Below are 25,084 nucleotides of genomic sequence, written 5' to 3'. Positions count from 1 at the left end.
ACACCTAACGCAAGTAAGTACTTGCTATAATAAAACAACAAGGAGTACGACAATGAAAACTTTAAAAAATTTCTTTAAATTCCCCCCAACATTCATTGGAATTGCAACAGCATTTGCCTTTCTGTTAATTTTCTTTTGTGTGTGGATGACTGCATACGATGGTGTTACTGATCGGATAAACAAATTAAAAATTGGGTTAGTTAATGAAGATAATGATATAGGAGCCAATATTGAAAAAAACTTGAAGGAAAATCTGCCCTTTAAAGTTAAAAGCTATAGCTCTGTAACACATGCCAAAGAAGATATGAATAACCGTAACTTAGATATGGTTATCCAAATTCCTGCAAATTTCTCAAGTCTATTGAAAGAAAAAAATACTACAGAGATTAACTATTTCATCAATTAAGCGAATGCATCTTTGACAAAACAGATTATGGAAGGCGCAACAAAAGATATTACGCAAACAATTAATAAAAATGTTTATACGTATAAACAAAAACTTATTTCTTCCAACTTATCTAATGAACTAAGTACAGTGATGCCGTCAGAAGAATTGGCCCAAAAGTTATCAGGAAACATCACGAAAGCTTTGAGTTCATTAAACATTGATTCTGTGCAATCATCTGTCAAAAAAACAAACAATACAGATGGCTTTGCAGCAACTATGATTCCATTTTTAATTGTTCTTGCTTCATGGGTTGGAGCTATGCTTATGAGTTTAAATCTTAATATTGTTGCAACAATATTAAAAAACACTCACGGAAAATGGTCTATATTCTTATCAAGACAAGTTATTAATATTGTCGTATCTGTTATTTTAGCTATTATCACGTTATTATTAATGACCTTATTTAATGTTAAATTAAATACAAGTTTGTTTGAAACATGGGTATTCCAAACTCTTGTCTTTTTCTCTTTCTTAAGCGTAACACAAATGTTCATCGTTCTATTTGGTCCTGCTGGTATGATGTTTAATATCATATCACTGTCAGTACAATTAGTTACTTGTGGGGTAATTGTTCTAAAAGCGTTACTATCAAATTTTTATCAGACTGTAGGTTCTCTTTTCCCTGGAACTTATGTAGCTGACGGATATCAAATAATAATTTTTGACGGGGGAAATCTATCACACGATGTGAATATTCTTCTTTGCACTTCAATTATTACCATTCTTATAGCGATGGGGAGAATTATGCTGCAAAGAAATAGTAAAAGTGAATCAATCAAACAAACGGCCAACAGATAAAAAGCTTATGGTACATGTATAGGCTTCTTTTTCTGGTAGCCCCCGTACCTATCAACTTAAAACATTTATAGCACCCCAGAACGAAAATCCCGTGTGTTTTTTCGTTTTGGGGTATTTGCTTTTTATAGTTTGATGGTGATGAGGGACCACCACATTGCTTAAAAAAAGAATAAATCTAAGATTTTCTCTTTTTTTAGCTAGCTGTGTCCTTGAAATAAGTCTATACCGTTTATTAAAAACATTTACATACCTTCCCGCAAATATGTTAGAAAAATTTTTGTAGCATTTGAAAATGTTTGATGCTTCTTCCAAAGGATATTTAGTCCTGCCTCTAGTTTAGGAGAGAGGGGGCGGAAGCAAAGTGTACTTTCCTCAGACGTATTAATCAGCTTATCAATACACAATGCGTAGCCTATATTTTCTTTTACGAGTAAGGATGCGTTATAAAGTAAATTATATGTACTTATAACATTCAAGCTTTCAATTTCCTTTCCAAGCCACCCTGATAATTCATTACTTACAGCCGTTTGTCTTGATATGATAAGAGGTGTATTTAGTAAGTCTGTTGGATGGATATAAGCTTTTTCCGCTAAGGGACTGTCTTTTCGCATAAGTACGCCCCATACATCAGTAGCTGGCAACTTTAAGTAGTCATATTTTTGTTTATTTGCTGGCTCAATAACGATACCAAAATCTAATAAACCACTATCTAATTTTGTTGTAATGTCATCAGCGTTGCCGCTATATAAATGAAATTTAATGTTAGGGTGATGGGCAACAACTTTTTTTATAGTTTGTGCAATGAACTGCATTGCCTCTGTTTCTCCAGCTCCAATATGAATTTCTCCACTAATAATTTCAGATTGTTGGTTAAAATTAGCCGCTGTTTTTTCTACTAAATCCACAATTTCTTTTGCTCGATCTAATAAAAACATACCTTCGTCTGTTAAAGTGATTTTTCGATTTCCTCGTACAAACAAAGTAGTTCCAAGCTCTTCTTCCAGGTTGTTTAACTGTCTTGATAATGTAGGTTGAGATAAATGCAATGCATTTGCAGCAGCAGATATATTCTCTTGCGTTGCTACCGCAATGAAGTAGCGTAATACACGTATGTCCAAAAAACTCTTCTCCTTTGTATGCCTATTTGTCATAGGAATGTATTCAATATAGGTATTTGTTATCTCGATAATACCATTTTATAATCACATTACCAAAAGCATTGATGAGAAGTAAAAGAGGAGTTGAAGTGTTTTTTATGAAGAATTCAAAAAGTGTATTAATTTTTATATTAGCAGTAGGGGTTTTCGGTATTCTTAATACTGAAATGGGATATATTGGCCTGCTTCCGGCATTATCAGATCATTTTGATGTAAGTGTTTCGAAGGCAAGTTTAATGGTTAGTTTGTTCGCGCTCGCCATTGCCATTGCGGCTCCAACGCTTCCTTTAGTTTTTTCGGGTGTAAATCGAAAAACGGTTATGTTGCTCGTACTAGCAATCTTTATTATCGGCAACGTTATTTCAATTTTTACAACGAATTTTACAGTTGCTTTAGTTGCACGAGTAATTCCGGCTTTCTTTCATCCAGTGTACGTATCGATGGCTTTATCAGTAGCAGCAACTTCAGTTAGTGCAAAAGAAGCTCCAAAAGCAGTTGCCAAAGTGTTTATTGGGGTTTCAGCTGGTATGGTTTTAGGTGTACCGATTGTCAACTTTTTAGCAAATGTATTTACACTTGAAATATCATTAACATTTTTTGCACTTGTTAATATTTTTGCGTTTATTATGACAATCGTATTTATTCCCTCTATGCCTGTTCAGGAAAAGCTTTCTTATGGTTCGCAGCTTAAGATTTTAACGAAAGGTATCACATGGCTATCCATACTTGCTGTAACTTTTTTAAATGGAGCGGTATTTGGAATTTATAGTTATCCAGCTGAATATTTAGATGTAGTTACGAAAATGTCGCCGTATATGATAAGTAGCATGCTATTTGTTTATGGGTTAGCAAATATTATCGGGAATATTCTTGCAGGGAGATTACTGACAATAGCTCCTGTCCGTACGGTAATCATTTATCCCATTGCTCTAATGATATTATATTGTGCCTTTTTCTTTGTATCAGAGCTTGCGATACCAACTGCAATTTTTATTGTAATTTGGGGTGTTCTTGGCGGGATTGGTGGTAATGTCAATCAATATTGGATGATGTCTTCAGCACCTAATTCACCAGATTTTGCTAATGGCTTATTTTTAACTTCTTGTAATTTAGGGACTACAATTGGTACTGGGATCGCAGGGATAATTATTGCACAAATTGGAACGAAATATATTTTGTTTGTAGGCATATTTGCATTAGTATTAGGGTTTATTTGTATTCTGCTTCGAAATATGTTGTATAAATCTACAAATGCCTAAGTGCTATTTTGCGTTACATTAATAAGGAAAAGCGCATTTGAGGTGTGTTAGGAAGAAAATGATTACGTTTTTATTTCTTTTCATTGTAATGCCGCTATTAATTGCTTGTGGTAGTGAAATATTTAATACGTAGCAATCTTATAACTATGAGAAAGTTCGTTTGTGATTACAGACAATTATTCTTATAATAATATAAATAATCTATTTTTTACAATCAGAAGGGATAGCTATGCAAGATAAATTAATCTTTGCATGTTTCATGCCTAAAAAAGTGGCGACTCAAAAACTTGAAAGAAAAGCAAGTAATCTAATATTGAGGTTACTTGTTTTTCTTTTTATCGAAACAATATAAAAGGGACTCTTAATTTTATAAGAGTTCTTTTTTGCAATCCTAATAAATTCTTCTCAATAATTGAAAATAAAATCAATCCAGATTATTATATTGTTATTGTAAATTTATTTTATTTAAGGAGGATACTACATAGATGAAAAGCTCAAAAGGCTCTATTGAATCAGAGATAAGCAAAGCAATTACTCACTGGGAAAAGGACTACCTAGGACGCGGGTCTATATCCGTTAAGACAGATATATTACGGGATATGATTATCGTAAATTTACAAGGTATTTTAACACCGGCTGAATATACTGTTTGCGAAACAAAAGACGGTATGCTAACGATAAAGAAAAATCGTTCAGAGTTAGTTGAATCTGGAATTGAAGATCTTAAAGAAATTATACTAGAATTAACTGGAGAGAAAGTGAAAAGCTTTCATACGGATATAAGCTCTCGTACAGGCGAACGAGTAATGATTTTTAAATTGTTTAATAATCTTGAGGAAAAATTTTAAAAATTAAAACCACCTTAAGGTTAGTGGAAGATAAACTGAAAATGCAGTGAGATAATTAAGAAAAATACAAGTTGTGCACTTTATTTAACTTTATTGATATGGTAATAATTAGAGAAAAGAAAATTTGAAATTATTTAGATATAATAAATTTTGATTCGAATAACGTTCAAAAAAACTGATAAATAAATTGACAAACTGCTTAATATAGTTTATCTTATAATTGTTTTAAAAAATTAATAGATGCTTATTTTAACTGTTTGCTATAATTAAGGCTTTAGCATTTTTTTAATATGTAATATTGACTAAATGAAAAAGTTTCTTAATTGAAAGATAGCGCATAACATAAATTGATATATTGATTGCATAATCTAGGAGATCAGAGATATACTGTTATTTTTAATAGGAGTAATACATACATTACTATCCTCTATAAAATGGGAGCTCTTCAAAAAACTTTATTGAAGTTAGTTGAAGTGAAACCGACAATCTCCATAATTCAATGATGATATAAATCATTGAATTATGGAAGTTGTCGGTTTTTTTTATGGAAAAAACGATGTACTAAAAAGAGTGAATAAAAATTGAAATTAAAAAAACTATCGTAATTAAAAGGAATTTTTATAGGTTATTTTCGTTTGGAAGGGAGTATTTTACATGTTAATTTCGCTAAGTTCATCAACACTGTTAACATTATTTTTTATCGCGCTTAGTGCTTCTTGGCTAAGTGGATTATTGTTTTTAAATGCAAGGATGCCTTTACGTTTTGTTCATATCCATATTGGTATCGCTGCTGTGCCTTCATTGGTTTCTTTGCTTGCACTTGTTAATAACAATGGAGATAGAGTTGTGGGGCCTTGGCGTCTAGATACTTTAGCTTGGTTAATGGCTTTCTTTGTTCTTACAATTGGTTTAATCATTCAGCGCTTTTCTGTACGTTACTTAATGGGGGATCGCTCATATCGAAAATACTTTGCACTTTTTACATTTACTACAGGTGTATCTTCTGTTGCATGGTTAAGTGATGATCTTCGCTTCATGATTATTTGTTGGGGCGCAACGCTTATAGGATTGGTTCTACTCATAGGGCTAAATAAAGGGTGGAAAGTAGTTAGCGAAGCAACAAAAATTTCTAGTTATTTATTTACAATAAGTTGGATCGCCTTGCTAGCAGCTATCATTTGGCTTTTTCAAGTCACTGGACAGTGGCAGTTAACATCAGTTTTAACGAATGAAAATGTAGCTCAATTTGGAATATTGGAGAAAACAGGAATTAACTTATTAATTATAGTAGCTGTGATGATTCCAGCAGCACAATGGCCTTTCCAAAGATGGTTAATTGAGTCAGCTGTTGCTCCAACTCCTGTTTCTGCTATTATGCATGCGGGGTTAGTAAATGCTGGCGGTATCATGTTAACCAGATTTTTACCTCTTTTTCATGATGATATTGCACAAATCATTTTACTTATTTTCTCTAGTATTTCTGTTTTCATAGGAACAGGAATTAGCCTAGTTCAAGTTGATTATAAACGTCAGCTAGTGGGATCAACTATTGCCCAAATGGGTTTTATGCTTATTCAATGTGCATTAGGAGCCTATGTAGCGGCTGTTATTCATTTAATTTTACATGGTTTGTTTAAAGCTACACTGTTTTTACAAGCTGGTTCTTCAGTAGAACGTTTTGGGGTAGTGAAGCAGTCTAATGAAAAGATGTCCAATTTATGGATGATAGTCGGGCGTGGTTTAGGATTATTTATAGCAATTACTTTTTGGTTTATGACTTCTGGAGATGGGTATCAACTAGTTAGTGCGTTAATCTTAGGATGTTCACTATACTTTTCGTGGAAACAACTTGTTGTTTTTGGAGAGGGAAGAATGGGACGAATTGCTGGCTTAATTGTTTTGATTGGATTTTCTCTCATTTACTTTACCGTTCATAATTCTCTTTATAAATGGTTGCATACTGATATTTATCAAAGTGTTCAACCTTCAGCTCCAGCCGCTATCTTTGTTATATGTATTTTACTATTTAGTAGTGCTATTAGTACTTTCGTTACTCGTAATCAATCTTCTACTTTATTCGCTGTACTTTATCTTTGGTTAGTTCGAGTAGGTGAGGCGAGAAGAAAGTCAGTAGAAAGTCACCCAAGCTATCTTAAACATTATGTATCAAAGGGAGGTAATTCGTGATGAGCATACCGTCAATATTAAAGAAAGATACAAACATTGATATGCAAGAAAATACTATAAATGATTTAGTTGCATCTGCTAGCCGTGTTATTGCGACACTTTGGCCTATCTCTACGTTTGCAGCTCATCACCCTTGGATGGGACTTGAAAAGCAATCATTTGAACAAGTCGCAAATTGGTTAAAAGAAGCTCGTAATGTGGATATTTATCCTAGTGCCTCCATGATTCATTCGGCAAAAGCGAAAGGTGAGATTGAGGAATCATTTTTACAAATGAGTTTGTCTCGTTGGCTGGATTCACAATCTTTTCATATTCCGCGAGAGAAAGCAGAGCGATTTTGCCAAGCAGCTTTAAAGTTAGAAAAATTACCTTCTAGTCTATTATCATCGCCAGAATTAAATAAATTGGCAGAAGAAATGAGTTATATAAATACAGGAAGTATGAAAGCCTCTGTTATGCAGCCAATAAGTTTGCTTATAGAGAATCAAAATAGTGAAAACCTATCTGATATTCTTAATTATCATATCATTAAATGGTGTAAATTATATCTTGATGAATCCGGGTTAAGTTGGACGATGCCAAATCGAGAGAAAGGTTTTTATCGGGCATGGCAACACCTTATTAAATTTGATCCAGCGCTCAGTAAAAATGAGCGTAAAGTTTTAAAAGATTGGCCACAGGATGCCCAAGTTGCTTTAGCGAGAGCATTATCTGAACTAGGAATTTCTGAATCTAACATGCAAGCTTACCTTGAAGGGCACTTACTTTCTTTACCTGGGTGGGCAGGAATGATACGATGGCGCTCACAACAATCAATTCAGGAACAGGGGCTCTTAATAGAATATTTAGCAGTTCGAATTTCTATGGAGTTGGCTATTGCAAAACCTTATTTACCTTTAAAAAATCAAAAGGTTGAGAAAAAAGTTTCGATCGTCCCACTTATAGCTTCTTGGATCTATTGGGGGAATATTTCAATAGAGGAATGGCTACAAATGCCTGCAGCTGAACAAAGCGAATTATTAACATTTGCTTATCGTTTTGATGAAAATATTCGCAAGAAACTTTGGCTCGAAGCTTGGGAACAGACGCATACAGAGCAATTAAGGGAGAAGATTGCTTCTAAACAATGTGCAACTAATGATAAAAAGCGTGTATTAGCTCAATTAGCATTCTGTATTGATGTACGTTCAGAACCGTTTCGTCGCCACCTTGAAAAATTAGGTCCGTTTGAAACATTTGGAATAGCTGGTTTCTTTGGATTACCAATTGCAACTAGTGAACTAGGTAGTAATAACAACCATCCTTCTTTGCCAGTTATACTCAAACCGAAACATCAAATAAAAGAGCTCACAAATGAAAATGAACTTAAATCTTATGAGCAACGTAAGAGGATAGGTAGTTCGGTGCGTTATACATTTAAAACGATGAAACAGAACGTACTGACAAGTATGGCGCTACCTGAGTTAAGTGGTCCATTACTTGGTCTACAGATGGTGACAAGAAGCTTTGTCCCAAGAGGAGTTGGTGGTTTCATTCGTAACCTTCGTAAAACTATGTTACAAAAACCTGATACAACATTCTCGCTTAATCATGTTCATGACACAAAAGGTGAGATACCTATCGGTTTTACGAAAGAAGAAAAAGTGAACTATGTGCGTCAAGCTTTAAAAATGGTGGGACTGACAGAAAAATTTGCTCCTTTAGTTGTAATGTGCGGACACAGTAGTCAAAGTACGAACAACCCTTATGCTGCAGCACTTGAGTGTGGTGCTTGTGGCGGAGCAGCAGGAGGATTCAATGCAAGAGTTTTTGCTACTTTATGCAATCTGCCAGAAGTGCGAGAGGCGTTGTTTGTTGAAGGTATTAAAATTCCTGAGGATACCATTTTTGCAGCAGCTGAACATAAAACAACAGTGGACGAATTGGAATGGATTTACGTCCCAGAACTTTCGGAAACTGCACAAGAAGCATTTGATTGTATCGAGTCGATTATGCCAAATGTGAGCCAACATGCAAATAGAGAGCGTTTAACACAATTACCAAATTTTAAAACGAAAATAAAAAATGCGAGTAAAGAGGCACATCGATTTGCAGAAGATTGGAGTGAAATACGTCCAGAATGGGGATTAGCCCGTAATGCATCTTTTATTATCGGGCAACGAGAATTAACTCAGGATTGTGATTTAGAAGGTAGGGCTTTCCTCCATAATTATGATTGGAAACAGGATGAAAGTGGCGATATATTAGCTAACATTATTGCAGGACCAGGAACAGTAGCTCAGTGGATAAATCTACAATATTACGCTTCAACTGTAGCTCCACATTATTATGGTAGTGGAAACAAAACAACACAAACCGTAACGGCAGGTCTCGGTGTTATGCAGGGAAATGCAAGTGATTTGTTGCCAGGCTTACCTTGGCAATCCGTTATGCAGTCAGATAGTGAGACGTATCATTCACCACTTCGTTTACTAATTGTAATTCAAGCGCCTATTGAATATATAGAGCGTTTGCTAAATAATGATTTCGCATTTCGAGAAAAAGTTCAAAATAGATGGGTTAGACTTGCAAGTATTGATCCAGAGGGACGCTGGAAAAACTGGTAACAATCATGCAATGCATAATCAACTATTGTTACTAGCTTAAAAATTTCATAAATACAATAATGAAGAAGGAGTGCTCCATATGAATTCAAAGAATAAAAAAGTTTTATTGTTAACAGACATTGAACATGGAATAGAGCCTATTATCCAACAAGTAACTAACATTCAACAAGAAAACATGTTGACTATACACAGCTACGATTCTGTAATTGTACATCCTTATGGAGATATAATGAGATCTATTATTATTGCTATTTATCAAGAAAATGTTGAAGAAATTTTTGTTGTAGGAATAGAGGATAAAGAAACTTCTTCAGTTAATCTACAAACTCAACATGATTTCATAAAAGATAATATAGAATTAGACTATCTCTTTAAACATTGCATGCCTGAATTTTCAAGTGGTAGCCTGAATGCATGGCTAAGTGGACAAGAAAATGTTAGTGAAAATATTAAGAAGAGTATAGATATGATTCGTCAGCATCCGTTAGTACCTTCTGATATTAAAGTTCATGGTTTCATGATTGATAGAACAGGTGGAAAAGAAACGGTTGCAAAAGTTTCTGCTAATAAAGTAGTTGAATACATTAACTAATCTATTAGGGACAAATAAATTCTTAGGTATAAATTACTGTTATATAATAAAATTTAATATGTTTTAAGAATTAGAAGGGATAGTTATGCAAAACAAAATTATTGTTATGTTTCAAAAAGATTTTCGCTTATATGATAACCCAGCTTTATTTGAAGCTGCTCAGTCCGGTGAGGTTGTTCCGGTATATGTACATGACGAAACTTTTTCAATGGGAAGTGCATCAAAGTGGTGGTTGCACCATGCTGTAATAGATGTAAAGAAGCAACTTGAGGCATTGGGCTCTACTTTAATAATTCGTAAAGGACGTACGGAGGAAGAAATACGTTCTCTCATAGAACAATTACGTATAACGGCTGTATATTGGAATATTTGCTATGATCCGGACAGATTACAATCTAATCAAAAAATGAAAATGATGTTAGAAGGTAAAGGCATTATTTGTAAGGAATTTAATTCGCATTTATTATTAGAACCGTGGATTATTAAAAAGAAAGATAACACTGAATATAAGGTGTTTACGCCTTTTTACAATGCATTTCAAAAGCAGATAATACCTAAACCTATTAGTAAAGTGCAGAGTATAAAGTGGGGAAACTCTTTACCAGCAAGCTTATCTGTTTCAGAATTACACTTGTTGCCGACTATACCGTGGACATCTCATATGGAAGCAATATGGGATCCGACAGAAGAAGGGGCATACAAAACATTCAAGAAATTTTTCTCTAGCAAATTAGTCTTTTATAGTGAAGGAAGAGATTTTCCAGATCAAAATGTACATTCGATGTTGGCACCGTATCTTTCATTTGGTCAAATATCAGTGAGGTTGATGTATCATTACTTAATAAATAAAAGTACCGAAAGACAATGTAGTCTTTTTGAAAAACAAGTGAATAGCTTTATACGTCAATTAATTTGGCGAGAGTTTTCTTATTATTTACTATATCATTATCCGTTTACAGTATATAAACCTCTTAATAAGAGCTTTGAACATTTTCCGTGGAATAATGAAGAGGAGTTATTAACAGTATGGCAGAAAGGTGAAACTGGTTATCCGTTTATTGATGCGGGAATGCGGGAACTGTGGCAAACAGGTTTTATGCATAATCGAGCAAGAATGGCTGTAGCTTCTTTTCTTGTAAAGCATTTATTAATCCCATGGCAAGAAGGAGCAAAATGGTTTATGGATACACTATTAGATGCTGATATTGCAAATAATACAATGGGGTGGCAATGGGTTGCTGGAAGTGGAGCGGATGCATCACCATACTTTCGTATTTTTAACCCGATTACACAAGGAGAAAAGTTTGATAAAAATGGGGAGTATATAAGAAGATGGGTGCCAGAATTAAGAGATATACCGAATAAATATATACATAAGCCGTGGGAAGCACCTGAGCATATTTTACAAAAGGCCAATATACAGCTTGGTCATACATATCCTTTGCCAGTTGTTGATCATAAGGCAGCGCGGGAGAGAGCACTTTGTGCATATAAAAGTATGAAAGAATTTATATAAAATACACGAGTCAATATGAATTTGATATGTAAAGGGTATAATGAAAAGTATAAGAATGTCTATTTGTGTATTAAAGTTGTATTCATTGAAAGAACATACGAATCATATAGAGTTTCTAAAACCTTCTAGTAAAAAAGGAGAATGTTTATGAAAAAATCTAGTATTATAGTGTTCTTACTAACATATGGTTTGTTTTATGTTTCTAGTGTTTTATTCCCTATTGATCGTACTTGGTATAATGCGTTAGAAAAGCCGTCTTGGACACCTCCTGGTATGACAATCGGAATGATATGGGCTGTATTATTTGGACTTATTGCATTATCAGTTGCAATTATTTACAACAACTATGGATTCAAGCCAAAAACATTTTGGTTTTTATTCTTTTTAAATTATATATTCAATCAAGCGTTCAGCTACTTTCAATTTAGCCAAAAGAATTTGTTTTTAGCAACAGTAGATTGTTTACTAGTCGCTATTACTACGTTACTTCTCATTATGTTTTCTTCCAATTTATCTAAAGTATCGGCATGGTTGCTAATCCCATATTTTTTATGGGCTGCATTTGCTACATATTTATCTTGGACAATTTATAGTATAAATTAAAGACGTAAATGAAAACTTGAGCATAATAAAAATGCTCGAGTTTTTATGTTTATCCCGCATTAACGGGCAGTAAGACCTCCACCTCAAAATTCAGCGAAAGCAAAGAAGTTAGGTGGGGATCGGGCTGCCTGTAAAAGCCCGATTGGTGAGGGCTGATAATCAGTGGGGGATGAATAAAACCCCCACTGATTAAATTTTCACTTTATTAATGATAATCTAAAGTATAGAATATACACATCTTAGGGAGGTCATATATGTGAAGAAATGGATAAAAATTGTTCTGTACTCTGTATTAGGTATTTTAATTATCGGAAGTATTACTTTTTTGACTTGGTCTCAGTTTACTTATAAACCAACGAAAGAGGCTTTGTCTCTAGTAGATAATAAAAAAGATGAAGAGAATATAGTTTTTGGAGAGAAAGATGCTAAAATAGGAGTTATTTTTTATCAAGGAGCTAAAGTAGAAGCTGAAGCTTATAGTTATTTAGGAGAAGCTCTTGCAAAAGATGGGCATTTTGTAGTAATGCCTAAGTTACCATTAAATTTAGCGATACTTGGAATCAATGCAGTAGACAGTGTAATGGAACAGTATCCTGAAGTTCAGAAATGGTATGTTGCAGGGCATTCAATGGGCGGAGCTATGATTTCTAAATATGCTTTTCAGCATGAAGAAAAGGTAGACGGAATCATTTTCTTAGGTTCTTATCCCGCAGATGATTTCTCTACCAAATCGATTCCAATGTTATCTATTTATGGAGAAGTAGATGCTTTAGCAACTGTAGAAAAAATAGAGAACAATAAAAAGTTAATGTCAAAGAATACAACTATGCACATGATAAAAGGGGGGAATCATGCTAATTTCGGCATGTATGGCGAGCAAAAAGGTGATAATGCTAGCTTAATTACGTCAAAAGCACAACAAGATGAAACAGTTAAAGTAATGGAAGAATGGTTGTTAAAACAATGATAGACGGGAGAGGTAATAAAGAGCCAACTCATACGAGTGGGCTCTTTTATTTAACTTCTATCTCCAATTTCCCTCTTATTTTCTCCGGAATATCCTTGTCAGAAATAGCCTCGTACGAGTAAACATACCTACCTTTCACATGAATTTTCAAGTAAGTTTTTCTTATAAAATCATTAGGAGTATTCGTTCCTACTGTATACTCTTCTTCATTGCCAGATTCATCAATGCCTTTTAACGAGTACATAGCTCTACCGTTCGTATGATAATCGGGAACACCATACCCTTTCGCAACGGCATATACATGTTTTTCTTCAGCAAGTGGATTAAATCGGTCCACATCCCCGCGTAATATGAACAGTAGTAAGTATATAAGGAGGCCTATTCCTAATATGCAGAGTAAAAATTTCTTCATGATTGTTTCTCCTTTTGTTAATTTACTTATTTTTAAGTATAGGAAAAAATTCTTATGAATATAGAGGGAAATTCCTTAATATTTTCTTAATAAAGTTTGACCGTGTGAAAAAAGACTAACTTGAGCATTAAGCTTACGGAATGAATAACCAAATAACCTGTTTTCTTTATTTTTTGATGGTAGGTTATTTGGTTTTTTATTTTTCTTTTGATTTAATTACCGAAAAAAGTATCTTGTACTCCTTTTGTAACTTTTTCTATATAGAAATTTTCTATAAAATAAAGGGCTTGCCTTCCAAATAAATCGTTATTTGTAACACTTTTATCAAAGCAAAGTTCTCGTGACATCACTTTGATATTCAAAAACATTAATAACCTATTGTATGAAATTTTTCGAAAATTTAGGTTTAACATCTTTAAAATAGGTGTATTACATATTACATAACAACTAAATAAAAAAATAAAAATCTAAAGGAGGAAAAATACCATGCATAAGAATGAACGAAAACCGGTGGTTCATGAATTTGAAAATGAACAGGAAGTAGTTATGAAAGTAAAAGAGCTAGAATTGCAAGGGATTCGCCAAGATGATATTTACGTCTTAACACATGAAAAACATCTAACAAAAAAGATTGCGGATGATACAAACACAAATACGATTGGAGTAAAAGAACAAGGATTGGGCATAAGTATTATTAACTTTTTCTCCCAAAAAGGGGACGAACTCCGAAATCAAATGGAGGAAATAGGGTTGTCGAAGGAGGAAGTTAACTTATATGAAGAAAAACTAGATCAAGGGAGAATTTTACTCCTAGTAACAGCTGAAACACCAACGGCGAGTGATAGGCAGCCGCAAAACTATCATTCTCTCTAATAGATTGCAACATCTGATAAATAGGTAAGGTAATTATTTTAGGTTGTAGCATTGAAAAAAATAAAAGTAGAGAAGGATGAGGAAAATGAAACATACGATATTTAAATATGCTGTGATTGGGATTACGACCGGAGTCATGGTCTCCCTATTAAAAAAAGAAAACCGGAAAGCTATACAAACAACAGGAAAAAGCGTAAAAGACAAACTACAAGAAGGAAACATAAAGGAAACATTAGAGAAGGTAACTGAGACAAGTAAAAAATTCTCTGTAACTGCAGCTAATGTTGCAAAACAAACATTACCACAACTGCTTACAGCCACACCGGTTGTCATTTCTACCATTAAAGATTTAACAGAAAACGAAAATAACAAAAAGAAAAAAGATGAGAAGGATTACGAAATAAATGAAAATAGTAAGGACATAGATGGAGAAAAAACGAAAAATGAAAAGAAATATATGAAAGAAGGGAAAGAAGAGAGTGCTTAGATTTAATTCTAAAAAGAGAAAGTGAGGAAAAAAGTATGAGATCTCTGTATGCGATTGATGTAGGAATTGGTTTTACCAAGCGGGCATATCGACAGGATGTAGATTCTGAGGTGACGATTAAGAGTGAAGCTTCCACACTAGCCCCTGTACCTAATCATGCTGAAAGTGAAGATTTAACAAAGGTAAGTTTTATAGACTTAGACTTTGCATACTACATGGGAAATGAAGCACATCAATCTGACGCATCATTTCTTCCTCCATTTGACGAAGAAATAGAAAATTATTATGAAAGCGAACGGTTTAAACAACAAATATTTGGTTGCATTGCAAAGGATTATAAAGAAAATGTCGTGTTACCTTTAGTTGTTACTGGGCTTCCCGTTACTTGTTTTGGTAGTCAGCATGAGCAATTACAACGTGCACTAAAAAAAGAAACTTCCGTGCAAATTGATGGGAAATTTATTAATATTACGGTGGAAAATGCTTTGATTCTTCAGCAACCAGTCGCTTTACATGCCTATTTCTTAAAAGAGGGAATCATTCAGGAACGAGATCGTATCTTAATTATTGATGGTGGATTTCGTACATTAGAAATGACAGATATGAAACAGAATGTCATTTTAAATCATTATGAGACAGAACTAGGATGTAGCAAGCCTTTGAAAAACATTAAGAATATCATGCAGAATCATGGGGGTGAAAGTAATCACTTGCATATTAACGACATGCCAAAAATATTAGAAAAAAGATATGAATGTCGAGAAGAAAATCCTCAGACAAAACAGGTTCATACTTTGATTCAAAAAGAGTTGGATGCACACTTCCAAGACGTCATGCGTGTATTACAAGAACAATTTAAGTTAGAACAGTACGATACTATTATTTGGACAGGAGGAATAGTAGATCTCCACAAAAAACGAATTGAAAAAATGCAAGGTGAAATTTCTTCTTTCCGTATGGTAGACGCTTCGAAAGAGGCTGCACTTCATGGATACTATATTATTGGAAGTCAAGTATTTGAGGACATCACCAATCAATCTGCATATGAATCTAAATTATAATAACGACCGAAATGGAGTTCGTTGAATGGACGTGCCAAATTATGTTGCTTCTTTTCCACATATAATAAATTCTTTATAAGAAAAGATAAAAAGTGCTTGTATAGAGGAAATGTTTAAAATTGAGAATAAAAATAGCTAATATATAGGGGGTCTTCCTTTTAACAGAATAAGACCTCCTATGCCATTTATTTTGTAATTTAGTTGATCAAAAAACTTTTCCTCCAAGACATGAATACCTACATACAAATTTCATATTACGGATATGATTCGATCAAACATAAAACTATTTAGAAAGGAAGAATAATATGGAATGCCTAAAAATGCCGAAATGGAGTTGGTATCATGTGAAAACTAGTGAGCTTGAAAATCTTTCTTCTATAATCCCTCGTGATGTAACATCTCATTTCTCTCAATTTGTAAAGAAAATAAGTTCTCCCTGTGAAAATGGATTATATGTTTATACGTTATCACCAAGTCAAACTTGTGTATATGGTTCATTTTTATATGATCAAGATAAAAAGGACGCCAAAATTCAAAACTTTCTTCATTATTTCGTAGCTCATGGAATACTGATAACGGTCCAAGAAAAAGAGGAAGAGGATTTTCAAAAATTAATACATAATTCCTCTTTTAGTGTAAAAAATTGTAATAGTTCCGCTGAAGGATTATGTGCTATCTTATCAATGTTTATATCTCACTACTTACGAAAGGTTGACTATTTCGAAAACAATTTCAGAAATGTATTATGGGATTTTTATCATTATAATAACATAGCAGTTTTAGAAAAAATTTATCATATTCGTCATGAATTATTTATGAACACACACGTGTTCCGCTTAATACAAGAAGTGTTACAAGGCCTGAAAGAAGCTTGGTTAGAAAACCTAACAAACACCCTTTGTTATAAACAAACACACGTAAAATTAGAGCGTGGATTACAACTCGTTAAAGAGTACCAAGAAGAATTAGACACGATGATTCATTTACAAGAAGTTGTTTCTTCTCATCGTGGGAATGAAATTATGAAAGCTCTTACTGTATTAACTGCTGTGAGTACGCCTTTGACAGCCTTAGGAGCATTGTGGGGGATGAATTTTAAATACATGCCTGAACTAGAATGGAAATATAGCTATTTAATCGCTCTCTTATTTATTATTTTCACAACAGGAGGTATGTATTTGTATATGCGAGTGAAGGGATGGACAGGTGATTTATTACGAGTAAAGAAAAAGAAATCTTTTTTTAAATCCAATTAATCCTTTTTATAAAAAATATGATAGATATTAACCTAGATATATGTTTAGTAATATTTATTAATTGAGGTAGTATCATATCCCCATCAAGTTAAAGTTTTGATGTTCACGCAATGATAAAAATGGTGAATATTTATATGAAAGATTAGAGCTCTTCTTCTTGTAGGAGGGCTCTAATCTTTGTTTAAAAACTATATCATACACATGGGCAGAATCATTATCTGAAATTTGTCCGGATTCAATTTAGAATATAACAAAAGAGAACTTGCGTTAGAAAACAAGCTCTCTTTAAAAGAAATAACGTAATTGAGATACTTATATAGTAACAATTGTTTTCTTCAAATTCCATATGTCTTATGTTGAGAAATAAATTATAAGTGGCTTGATATAGCTAAAATGAATTATTGACATAATATTTTGACGATAATATAATGAATCTCGAATTCAAGATAAGTTGTAAAGGATTGGTAATTACAAGCGTGATTAACGATGAGAGCTTATCTTTAAAGCTATTTGTTATATTATCAAGGGATTTACAGTCAATCACTAAGCGTATTGAAGAGGATATAAAAAGTTATGGACTTAATCCAACTGAATTTGCAGTGCTTAAGCTACTATACAGTAAAGGCGATCAGCCTATACAAAAAATTGGAGACAAAATATTACTTGCAAGTAGTAGTATCACGTATGTAGTGGATAGGTGGGAAAAGAAGAGATGAAAACTATGTCCTAAAGACCGCCGTGTCACGTATGCATCAATTACTTCAGAAGGTATTGGATTGATGGATACTATTTTTCCTCAGCATAAAGAGGGGATTCGGCAAATATTTGGTAGTTTGGACTATATTGAGAAAAAAATGATAATGAAACGGTTGAAAAAGTTAGGATATTACGCACAGAAATTGTAAGTTTGTAGAGGCTATTTCTGTTTAGTAATATCCTAATTACATATAAATTAAATAAATAGGAGGAAAAATTAATAAGTGGTAGTAAATGTATTATAATACAAAATGAATAAATCATATTATTTCAATCAGTACAGTATGGAATAAAGTTGTTATATTAACGTATACATATCGTCCTTTTCATTATAAATCTTTCATAAAGCGGAGAGTGGGTATCAAGAATGGAATTACGTCATTTAGAGTATTTTATTCAAGTTTGTAATAATAATAGTTTTACTAAAGCTGCGGAAGTTCTAGGTATTTCACAGCCGACTTTAAGTCAACAAATCCGTGTGTTAGAAGGTGAACTTGATACACCTTTGTTTCATCGAGTTGGAAGAGGTATCAAAATGACAGAAGCGGGTAAGCTGCTATTTGATAAAGGAAAATTTATCATGCAACAATTTGATGACGTTTATAATGAAATTTTTGAATTAAAGGGTGTACAAAGAGGTGTAATTACTATAGGAGGTTTATTAGAGGATCTCACCTATTTAACACCTTATATTATGAAGTTTCAACAACATTATCCCAACATCGTAGTAAAAATTATAGAATCTGAAGTTGCTGTAAATCAAATCGTTGATAAAAATATTGATATAGGCATCACGCGTAGTGCTCAAATTCCAGACACATTAACAAGCACCCTTTTGTATAGCGAAGAGCTTGTCCTTGCCATTCCAAAAAATCATCCTTTGAATGAAACATCATTTGTTTCTTTTCGAGAATTAGTAGGACTGAGTAGAATAATGGTTTCATGTAGTTGTCGTGAATCTATTAAAATATATTGTGAGAGTTTAGGGTTATCTTTATCTGAAGCAAATATAGAAACAAAATCTTCTATTTCTCTATTGAGTCTTGTATACAATGGACATGGGGTTGCCATAATACCTCTTTCACTGGTTAACTTCGTTAATAATGATACTTTGAGCATAGTTCGTATTATTGAACCAACACCAAGTCAAGATATTAATCTTATTCACTTTGATGATAAATTTTTAAGTTTTGCAGCACGTATCTTTATGCAGAAGTTAAATGAACCTAAAAAAGTATTAGTATAATAGAAATAATAATGATTATAGTGTGGGAATTAAAAATGATACATAATTCTTAGGATAAGACCTAAATTACAGTTAAAGGGCAAGTAGATTTATATGTGTGGTGTAGTCGCTTCAAAAGGGAATACCATGGAATTTTACTTAAGGGGAGAAGGCTGTTAAAAACAAGTCAAGTTAATCAATTAACTCTTCGGTCTTATCGCATAGTAATAGATTCCATTAGGGATATACTGCTATTTCTTTTTACATATTCTTATTGCATAAAGAAAACCACCGGGCATTATACCGGTGGTTTTGACTTAGAAAGCAAAGCAAGTACAACCAATACCCCATTTAGTTCCATCTTTTCCTATTATGGTATGAGTGTGTTGATGGAGAGGGTTACTGCAACTATGTAACTTGTGATCATGGGCATCGTGAGAAAGTAGAGTGTGGGCTAGGTTAGCACCACCATAACCATAAACTCCCGTCGGTGACCAATTAGGTGATGCTGGCGGCAATTCAGGTGATAGCCTTTTAAATTCATCATTTCCATAAACAACCTGCCCACCCATAATAGTGAGTAATGATTCAAGGTTCTTGATTTCTTCTTCTGGCACAGTAAAGTAGTCAGCAGACAATACAGCAATATCAGCAAATTGACCTACTGCAAGGATTCCCTTTTTACCTTCATCACCAGAGAACCACGCACTTCCTTTTGAATATAATTCCAGGGCTACTTTTCTATCAAGTTTATTTTTTTCGTCGTATATCGAAAGACCACCAATGGTTTTTCCGGCAACCATCCAGTAAAGAGCGACCCAAGGGTTATAGCTGGAAACCCTAGTTGCATCACTACCTGCGCCAACAGGTATACCTAGGTCTAACATACGATAAATCGGAGGAGTACGCTTTGCAGCTTCCTTTCCGTATAAATCAACAAAGTATTCACCTTGAAAAGCCATGCGGTCTTGGATAGCAATACCGCCATTTAAAGCCTTAACACGTTCCATACTACGATCTGAGATTGTTTCTGCATGGTCAAACCACCATCGTAGACCATTAAAAGGAATTTCTTTGTTGACTTCCTCAAATACATTTAAGAATCGTGTGATTGACTCGTCATAAGTTGCATGTAAACGGAATGGCCAACGGTTTTCTACCAATAGAGAAATTACTTTCTTTAAGTCAGCTTCCATCATCGTAGCTAGTTCGGGCTGTGGCATTTGAAATTTTTCAAAATCGGCTGCCGAGAATACTAACATTTCTCCGGCACCATTCATTTTATACTTATCATTTCCTTGACCTGGAGAAACAATTTTTGTCCATGAAGCAAAGTCTTCATATTCATGATTTGGATTTTGTGTAAATAGATTATAAGCAATACGCAAAGTTAATTGTTCCTTCTCGGCTAAATGTTCAACAACTTTGTAGTCATCAGGATAATTTTGGAAACCACCACCTGCGTCAATGGCACTTGTAATACCTAATCTATTTAATTCGCGCATAAAATGGCGAGTTGAATTAATCTGGTCGTCAAAATTAAGTATTGGAGCTTTACCCAAACTTGAATAAAGAATAGAAGCGTTAGGATTTGCAATTAAAAGGCCCGTTGGATTACCTCGTTTATCCCGTTCAATTAAACAACCTGGAGGGTCTGGGGTATCTTTTGTGTATCCCAGTGCACGCAGCCCTGCACGATTTACAAGTGCTCTATTGTAAAGATGTAGCACAAAGACAGGTGTGTCTTCAGAAACAGCATTAATCTCTTCCAAAGTTGGCATCCGTCTCTCTTTAAATTGAAATTCAGACCAACCTCCAACTACTCTTACCCACTGAGGAGCAGGTGTACGCCTTGCCTGTTCTTTGAGCATTTCGAGAGCAATGGCAATTGAAGGCACACCTTCCCATCGTAATTCCATATTATAATGAAGACCGCCACGAATAACGTGTATATGAGAGTCATTCAGACCTGGAATAGCTCTTTTTCTTTTAAGGTCTATTTTTTTTGTTTTTTCTGTGGCGCTATCAAGAAGCTCATCTCCACCTATTGCAGTTATTAAACCATCAGTTATGGCGATAGCAGATACCTCAGGTTGAGAGGGATCAAGGGTAGTAATTTTTCCGTTATATAAGATCATATCCGGTAAATTCATATTCACACCTCGTCTACTTCCTATTATTTTGTAACCATGGATGAAATAATTTACCGAAAATCGGCATAACTACCCATGATAGCAAGGACACTATACATACAGAAACAAAAAAAGCGGACATAATAGGGTTCATATGTTTTATGATAGGTCCTATCAATTTAGGAACTAACATGCTAAGAGGCCATACACCCAGAAGGGTAACGATAGACATTTTCCATTTTTGCGGTGGGACTGGCGTTTTCGGAGTAACAAACCAATAAGCCAAACTGCTTTCAGTTTTATAACTTGGATTAGTAACTTGAAATTGTTCTGCCGTTTTTAACAAATCTCGGCGAACATCTGATTCTTGCCAAGCGCGTAGATGCTCATACGTATCAAAGCGAAAAATAACAGTATACTCTCTGAATTCGTTATTTGGGACTATTAGATTTACACCTAAATGCCCTGGAAATTTAGTAGCGGCAGCTTCGATTTCATGTCTCCATGTTTCAAACTGTTTTTCTTTACCCTGTTGAATTTCCCATGTAACAATCGTTGTTACTGGATCGGCAGCATCCATCGCGTTCCCTGTATAAGTCTCTTCGACAGCTACTCCTTCTTGTTTCATATTTTCCTGCTTGGAAGCGCACCATGCACCATAGTATATGCGTATTCTACACCTTGACCATAAGCACCAGTGTGTTCCTTTACAATCTCCATTACAGCATCATAAGTATCTTTGTGTGCCCAGTCGCGTTGGTATTCAAGTAAAACTTGAATTGCTGTCACTGGAATTGCACCAGCTTGTTCTACACGACGCATAGCAGCGTTATGTGCTGTCAAACTAGTACCACCTGAAGCATCATCAACGGCATACACCTCATAGCCAGCTTTAATTGCTTCAAGCACAGGGAATGCAAGGCAAACTTCAGTCCAAAGTGCTGCAAATATTAATTTCTTTCTACCTGTTGCTTTAACTGCTTCAACAAATTTTGAATCTTCCCAAGAGTTCATTGAACTGCGTTCTATAATTTCATGGTTTGGGAATATGTCAAGAATTTGTGGCCAAAAATAACCAGAAAAGCTACGTGTCTCAACTGTAGTAAGAATAGTAGGTACGTTAAAAATTTTTGCTGATTTAGCAAGCAACATAACGTTATTAATCAATGTTTGTCTATCAATACTTGCAACTCCAAAAGTCATTTGAGGCTGAAAATCAATTAAAATTAAGGCACTGTTCTCTGGATTTAACAATTCTAAATTACTCATAATAAAACGCTCCTTTTTTTAATTGTAAAAAAAAATTTTGCTATACCTTTTAATTTAAAAGAGAGTGCTGATTTAATCAGCACTAAATGTATACTATCCATTTTTTTGAAAGTGATTTAAAGTCATTACTTTGAAATACATTTATGCATTTTGTTTACTAAGATCTCGCTGCGCGCCCATATAGCTTCCAATTATATTTTGATAGCCTGGAAGATTACTAGCAAGCAAATTGCCAAAACCTTCGACATCGTTGCGCCAATCGCGTTGTAATTCGCAAGCTACGCTAAACCAGTTCATAAGTTGCACGCCACTATGTGCCATGCGAGTATTTGCAGCATCTGCAACTTGTTTACTGAAAGTTCCCGAAGCATCAGTAACAGCAAATACTTCATATCCAGCTTTTATAGCGGAAAGTGCTGGGAAAGTAACACAAACGTCCGTAACTACGCCCGCGATGATAAGTTGCTTCTTTCCAGTTTCTTCGATTGCTTTTACAAAATCATCATTATCCCATGCGTTAATTTGTCCAGGGCGAGCTATTTTTTGTGCGTGAGGAAAGAGATCAACCAATTCTTGCATTAAAGGTCCGTTAGGTCCGTTTTCAAAGCTTGTTGTTAAAATAACCGGTAAATCAAAAAACTTAGCAGTATGAGCAAGAGCTAAAACATTGTTCTTAAATTCATCAACACCATAGTCACGTACTAGTCCGGACATAAGACCAGTTTGATGATCTACTAAAAGCACGACAGCATCATCTTTGTTAATACGAGAATAGAGATCAGTCATTATGTATTCCTCCTAAAAATTAAGTAATCGAAGAAAAGTTAAATAGTCGAATACTATCATAAGTTTCTTCGTTTGTTACGATTCGTTTATAACTAAGCTGACCAATAATATTAGTTATAGCAGCATTCACAGAACATGAAGTGCTATACAAATTTATAGTATTTGAAAACTGATTCGTTAATCAATTCTAAATTATCTATAATTCGTATAGGTCGTAACTATAGTTGTTTTCACTATAAAATAGATTGATTTTACCTATACATTCTATAGATAGAACGATATTGATAGTCACCTATTTTTGTTATTAGAATTGAATAGGAGGAATTTTCAGCAAATACTTCGTGATGAAAAAGGTAGGAGATGGGGAATTGTCCATAAACAGAAAATGAATTCATCGGAACAGTAGAGTTCACAACATAAACATGCATAAATAGGCTATGAGATTCATCCGGATTATTGAAGAAAAGGATATATATTAGAATATTTTTGGAGGTAGAAGAATGGCGAAAATTACTGTAGGAACCGAAAATCAAGCACCAATTGAGATATATTATGAGGATCATGGCACAGGAAAACCAGTTGTACTAATTCATGGTTGGCCGTTAAGCGGTCGATCTTGGGAATACCAAGTTCCCGCTCTTGTTGAGGCTGGATACAGAGTTATAACATATGATCGTCGAGGTTTTGGAAAATCATCTCAGCCGTGGGAAGGGTATGAATATGATACCTTTACTTCTGATTTACATCAACTATTAGAACAGTTAGAGCTTCAAAATGTCACACTTGTTGGTTTTTCTATGGGTGGAGGCGAGGTAGCCCGGTATATTGGGAAATATGGAACTAATAGAGTAGAGAAGGCTGTATTTGCAGGAGCTGTACCACCATTCCTTTACAAGTCAGCAGACCATCCTGAGGGTGTATTAGATGATGTAGCAATTCAAAGTTTTGAAAATGGAGTAAAAAGTGATCGCCTAGCATTCCTTGATGAGTTTACGAAAGGATTTTTTGCTGCTGGAGATCGAACTGACTTAGTTAGTGAACCATTTCGAATTTACAATAGGGATATCGCTGCGGGTGCATCGCCTAAAGGAACACTAGATTGTATCGCTGCTTTCAGCAAAACAGACTTCAGAGGCGATTTAGCTAAGGTTAATATACCTACCCTTATTATTCATGGTGATTCAGATGCAACTGTACCATTTGAATATAGTGGGAAATTAACACACGAAGCAATTCCTAATTCTAAAGTAACGTTAATAAAGGGTGGTCCACATGGGCTAAATGCAACGCATGCCAAAGAATTTAATGAAGCACTCCTATCATTTTTAAAGGACTGATTACAACTATATAATTGTTAATTGATAAATTATAAACAAGTTAAAATAAAGTTTTATAAAAGATGCTCTTGGATAAATCCAGGAGCATCTTTTTAAATGCGGGAGTAGTGCACCACTGTAATCATCCATTACGAAATTTCTACTTATTTTTAAATTTTGATATTGAGACGTTAGCATGAAAAATACTCATTAATTTCGAATTGAATAATCTTCTTAACAGCTAAAATGTATTGATTAGAGTTTTTTAGGTCTCTTAAATGCATTGATATATTACTATCAAGATAATATTTTGAATAATCCTCAAAACAAAGAAACGTACATTTTATTGTTTTGGGTAGTGAAGCCTCTTAAGTTGAGTGGGGGCCCCTATATCTTAATCAAAAAGTGTAGGCTTAAGCCTACAAATATTCATCTCCCACTTAAAATTGTCGTTTTACACCTTCACATTTTTGAGGAAGGAGTATTTTATCAGAAAACAATAAAATCTTATTATTTTTTATAATTAGTAG

At 34.2% G+C, this 25,084-nt stretch carries 21 protein-coding genes and 2 pseudogenes; 16 read left to right on the top strand and 7 right to left on the bottom strand.

Translation table 11 applies throughout. From position 1 onward, the window contains the following. The first annotated feature begins 52 nt into the window (after positions 1-52). Positions 53-1,246 (top strand): annotated as a pseudogene (locus BTOYO_RS02040) (YhgE/Pip domain-containing protein). Between the two features lie 242 nt (positions 1,247-1,488). Here the strand turns inward: BTOYO_RS02040 and BTOYO_RS02035 are convergent. Then, positions 1,489-2,364: a LysR family transcriptional regulator gene (locus BTOYO_RS02035; protein ID WP_000354970.1), complete on the bottom strand. Its 876-nt coding sequence runs from the start codon at positions 2,362-2,364 to the stop codon at positions 1,489-1,491. Between the two features lie 104 nt (positions 2,365-2,468). Between BTOYO_RS02035 and BTOYO_RS02030 the strand changes: the two genes are divergently transcribed. From BTOYO_RS02030 to BTOYO_RS01995, 8 genes are all read left to right on the top strand, one after another. Further along, positions 2,469-3,662 (top strand): MFS transporter, encoded by a 1,194-nt coding sequence (locus BTOYO_RS02030; RefSeq protein ID WP_002039030.1) that lies wholly within the window; start codon positions 2,469-2,471, stop codon positions 3,660-3,662. A gap of 485 nt (positions 3,663-4,147) precedes the next feature. Continuing rightward, positions 4,148-4,510, top strand: coding sequence for a Na-translocating system protein MpsC family protein (locus BTOYO_RS02025; RefSeq protein ID WP_000842545.1), 363 nt, complete (start codon positions 4,148-4,150; stop codon positions 4,508-4,510). Between the two features lie 654 nt (positions 4,511-5,164). Continuing rightward, the gene (locus BTOYO_RS02020) at positions 5,165-6,697 is read left to right on the top strand and encodes an NADH dehydrogenase subunit 5 (protein WP_000908911.1); all 1,533 of its coding nucleotides are present in this window, start codon (positions 5,165-5,167) and stop codon (positions 6,695-6,697) included. Then, positions 6,697-9,303, top strand: a complete 2,607-nt coding sequence (locus BTOYO_RS02015; protein WP_000026979.1) for a DUF2309 domain-containing protein — start codon at positions 6,697-6,699, stop codon at positions 9,301-9,303. The genes BTOYO_RS02020 and BTOYO_RS02015 overlap by 1 nt, the downstream gene beginning before the upstream one ends. A gap of 79 nt (positions 9,304-9,382) precedes the next feature. Then, positions 9,383-9,895, top strand: coding sequence for a carbonic anhydrase (locus BTOYO_RS02010; RefSeq protein ID WP_001086237.1), 513 nt, complete (start codon positions 9,383-9,385; stop codon positions 9,893-9,895). Positions 9,896-9,980: 85 nt separating this feature from the next. Beyond that, on the top strand, positions 9,981-11,411 hold the full coding sequence (locus BTOYO_RS02005) for a cryptochrome/photolyase family protein (RefSeq protein ID WP_001179960.1): 1,431 nt from the start codon (positions 9,981-9,983) through the stop codon (positions 11,409-11,411). Positions 11,412-11,558: 147 nt separating this feature from the next. Continuing rightward, positions 11,559-12,014 (top strand): TspO/MBR family protein, encoded by a 456-nt coding sequence (locus BTOYO_RS02000; protein ID WP_000749758.1) that lies wholly within the window; start codon positions 11,559-11,561, stop codon positions 12,012-12,014. Positions 12,015-12,270: 256 nt separating this feature from the next. After that, a complete protein-coding gene (locus BTOYO_RS01995) occupies positions 12,271-12,981 on the top strand; it encodes an alpha/beta hydrolase (RefSeq protein ID WP_000758850.1) in 711 nt (236 codons plus the stop codon). A gap of 46 nt (positions 12,982-13,027) precedes the next feature. Here the strand turns inward: BTOYO_RS01995 and BTOYO_RS01990 are convergent, their stop codons facing one another. Continuing rightward, positions 13,028-13,393, bottom strand: coding sequence for a YxeA family protein (locus tag BTOYO_RS01990; protein ID WP_000714079.1), 366 nt, complete (start codon positions 13,391-13,393; stop codon positions 13,028-13,030). Between the two features lie 212 nt (positions 13,394-13,605). Further along, on the bottom strand, positions 13,606-13,761 hold the full coding sequence (locus BTOYO_RS27890; RefSeq protein WP_002093610.1) for a hypothetical protein: 156 nt from the start codon (positions 13,759-13,761) through the stop codon (positions 13,606-13,608). A gap of 118 nt (positions 13,762-13,879) precedes the next feature. On the opposite strand from BTOYO_RS27890, the gene BTOYO_RS01985 reads away from it, so the two are divergent. From BTOYO_RS01985 to BTOYO_RS01960, 6 genes and pseudogenes are all read left to right on the top strand, one after another. Beyond that, on the top strand, positions 13,880-14,266 hold the full coding sequence (locus BTOYO_RS01985) for a YflT domain-containing protein (RefSeq protein ID WP_000549418.1): 387 nt from the start codon (positions 13,880-13,882) through the stop codon (positions 14,264-14,266). A gap of 85 nt (positions 14,267-14,351) precedes the next feature. After that, complete coding sequence (locus tag BTOYO_RS01980; protein WP_000683231.1) at positions 14,352-14,753, top strand: hypothetical protein; 402 nt, start codon at positions 14,352-14,354, stop codon at positions 14,751-14,753. A 35-nt stretch (positions 14,754-14,788) separates the two neighbouring features. Then, the gene (locus tag BTOYO_RS01975) at positions 14,789-15,814 is read left to right on the top strand and encodes a ParM/StbA family protein (protein WP_001257274.1); all 1,026 of its coding nucleotides are present in this window, start codon (positions 14,789-14,791) and stop codon (positions 15,812-15,814) included. Between the two features lie 305 nt (positions 15,815-16,119). Beyond that, positions 16,120-17,070: a magnesium transporter CorA family protein gene (locus BTOYO_RS01970; protein ID WP_000388991.1), complete on the top strand. Its 951-nt coding sequence runs from the start codon at positions 16,120-16,122 to the stop codon at positions 17,068-17,070. A gap of 428 nt (positions 17,071-17,498) precedes the next feature. Next, a pseudogene (locus BTOYO_RS27885) lies at positions 17,499-17,975 on the top strand (MarR family winged helix-turn-helix transcriptional regulator). 218 nt (positions 17,976-18,193) lie between these two features. Beyond that, positions 18,194-19,072, top strand: coding sequence for a LysR family transcriptional regulator (locus tag BTOYO_RS01960; RefSeq protein WP_000423209.1), 879 nt, complete (start codon positions 18,194-18,196; stop codon positions 19,070-19,072). Between the two features lie 296 nt (positions 19,073-19,368). On the opposite strand, the gene BTOYO_RS01955 is transcribed toward BTOYO_RS01960, so the two are convergent. The 4 genes from BTOYO_RS01955 to ycaC form a co-directional block, all read right to left on the bottom strand. After that, positions 19,369-21,204, bottom strand: coding sequence for an amidohydrolase (locus BTOYO_RS01955; protein WP_001052841.1), 1,836 nt, complete (start codon positions 21,202-21,204; stop codon positions 19,369-19,371). 13 nt (positions 21,205-21,217) lie between these two features. Next, the gene (locus BTOYO_RS01950) at positions 21,218-21,811 is read right to left on the bottom strand and encodes an antibiotic biosynthesis monooxygenase (RefSeq protein WP_000806845.1); all 594 of its coding nucleotides are present in this window, start codon (positions 21,809-21,811) and stop codon (positions 21,218-21,220) included. Next, positions 21,808-22,452: a hydrolase gene (locus BTOYO_RS01945; protein WP_000067160.1), complete on the bottom strand. Its 645-nt coding sequence runs from the start codon at positions 22,450-22,452 to the stop codon at positions 21,808-21,810. Before BTOYO_RS01945 ends, BTOYO_RS01950 begins: the two co-directional genes overlap by 4 nt. 141 nt (positions 22,453-22,593) lie before the next feature. Beyond that, on the bottom strand, positions 22,594-23,238 hold the full coding sequence (ycaC, locus tag BTOYO_RS01940) for an isochorismate family cysteine hydrolase YcaC (protein ID WP_000131223.1): 645 nt from the start codon (positions 23,236-23,238) through the stop codon (positions 22,594-22,596). A 500-nt stretch (positions 23,239-23,738) separates the two neighbouring features. Here ycaC and BTOYO_RS01935 point away from each other — a divergent pair, with 500 nt between their 5' ends. Continuing rightward, positions 23,739-24,575 carry an alpha/beta fold hydrolase gene (locus BTOYO_RS01935; protein ID WP_001074316.1) on the top strand — a complete coding sequence of 279 codons (837 nt, stop codon included), beginning with the start codon at positions 23,739-23,741 and terminating at the stop codon, positions 24,573-24,575. Positions 24,576-25,084 lie beyond the last annotated feature (509 nt).

It is taken from the genome of Bacillus toyonensis BCT-7112 (assembly GCF_000496285.1).
Classification (GTDB): Bacteria; Bacillota; Bacilli; order Bacillales; family Bacillaceae_G; genus Bacillus_A; species Bacillus_A toyonensis.
Note: the sequence above shows the minus strand (reverse complement) of the source record. Positions and strands in the feature narration are given on the sequence as shown.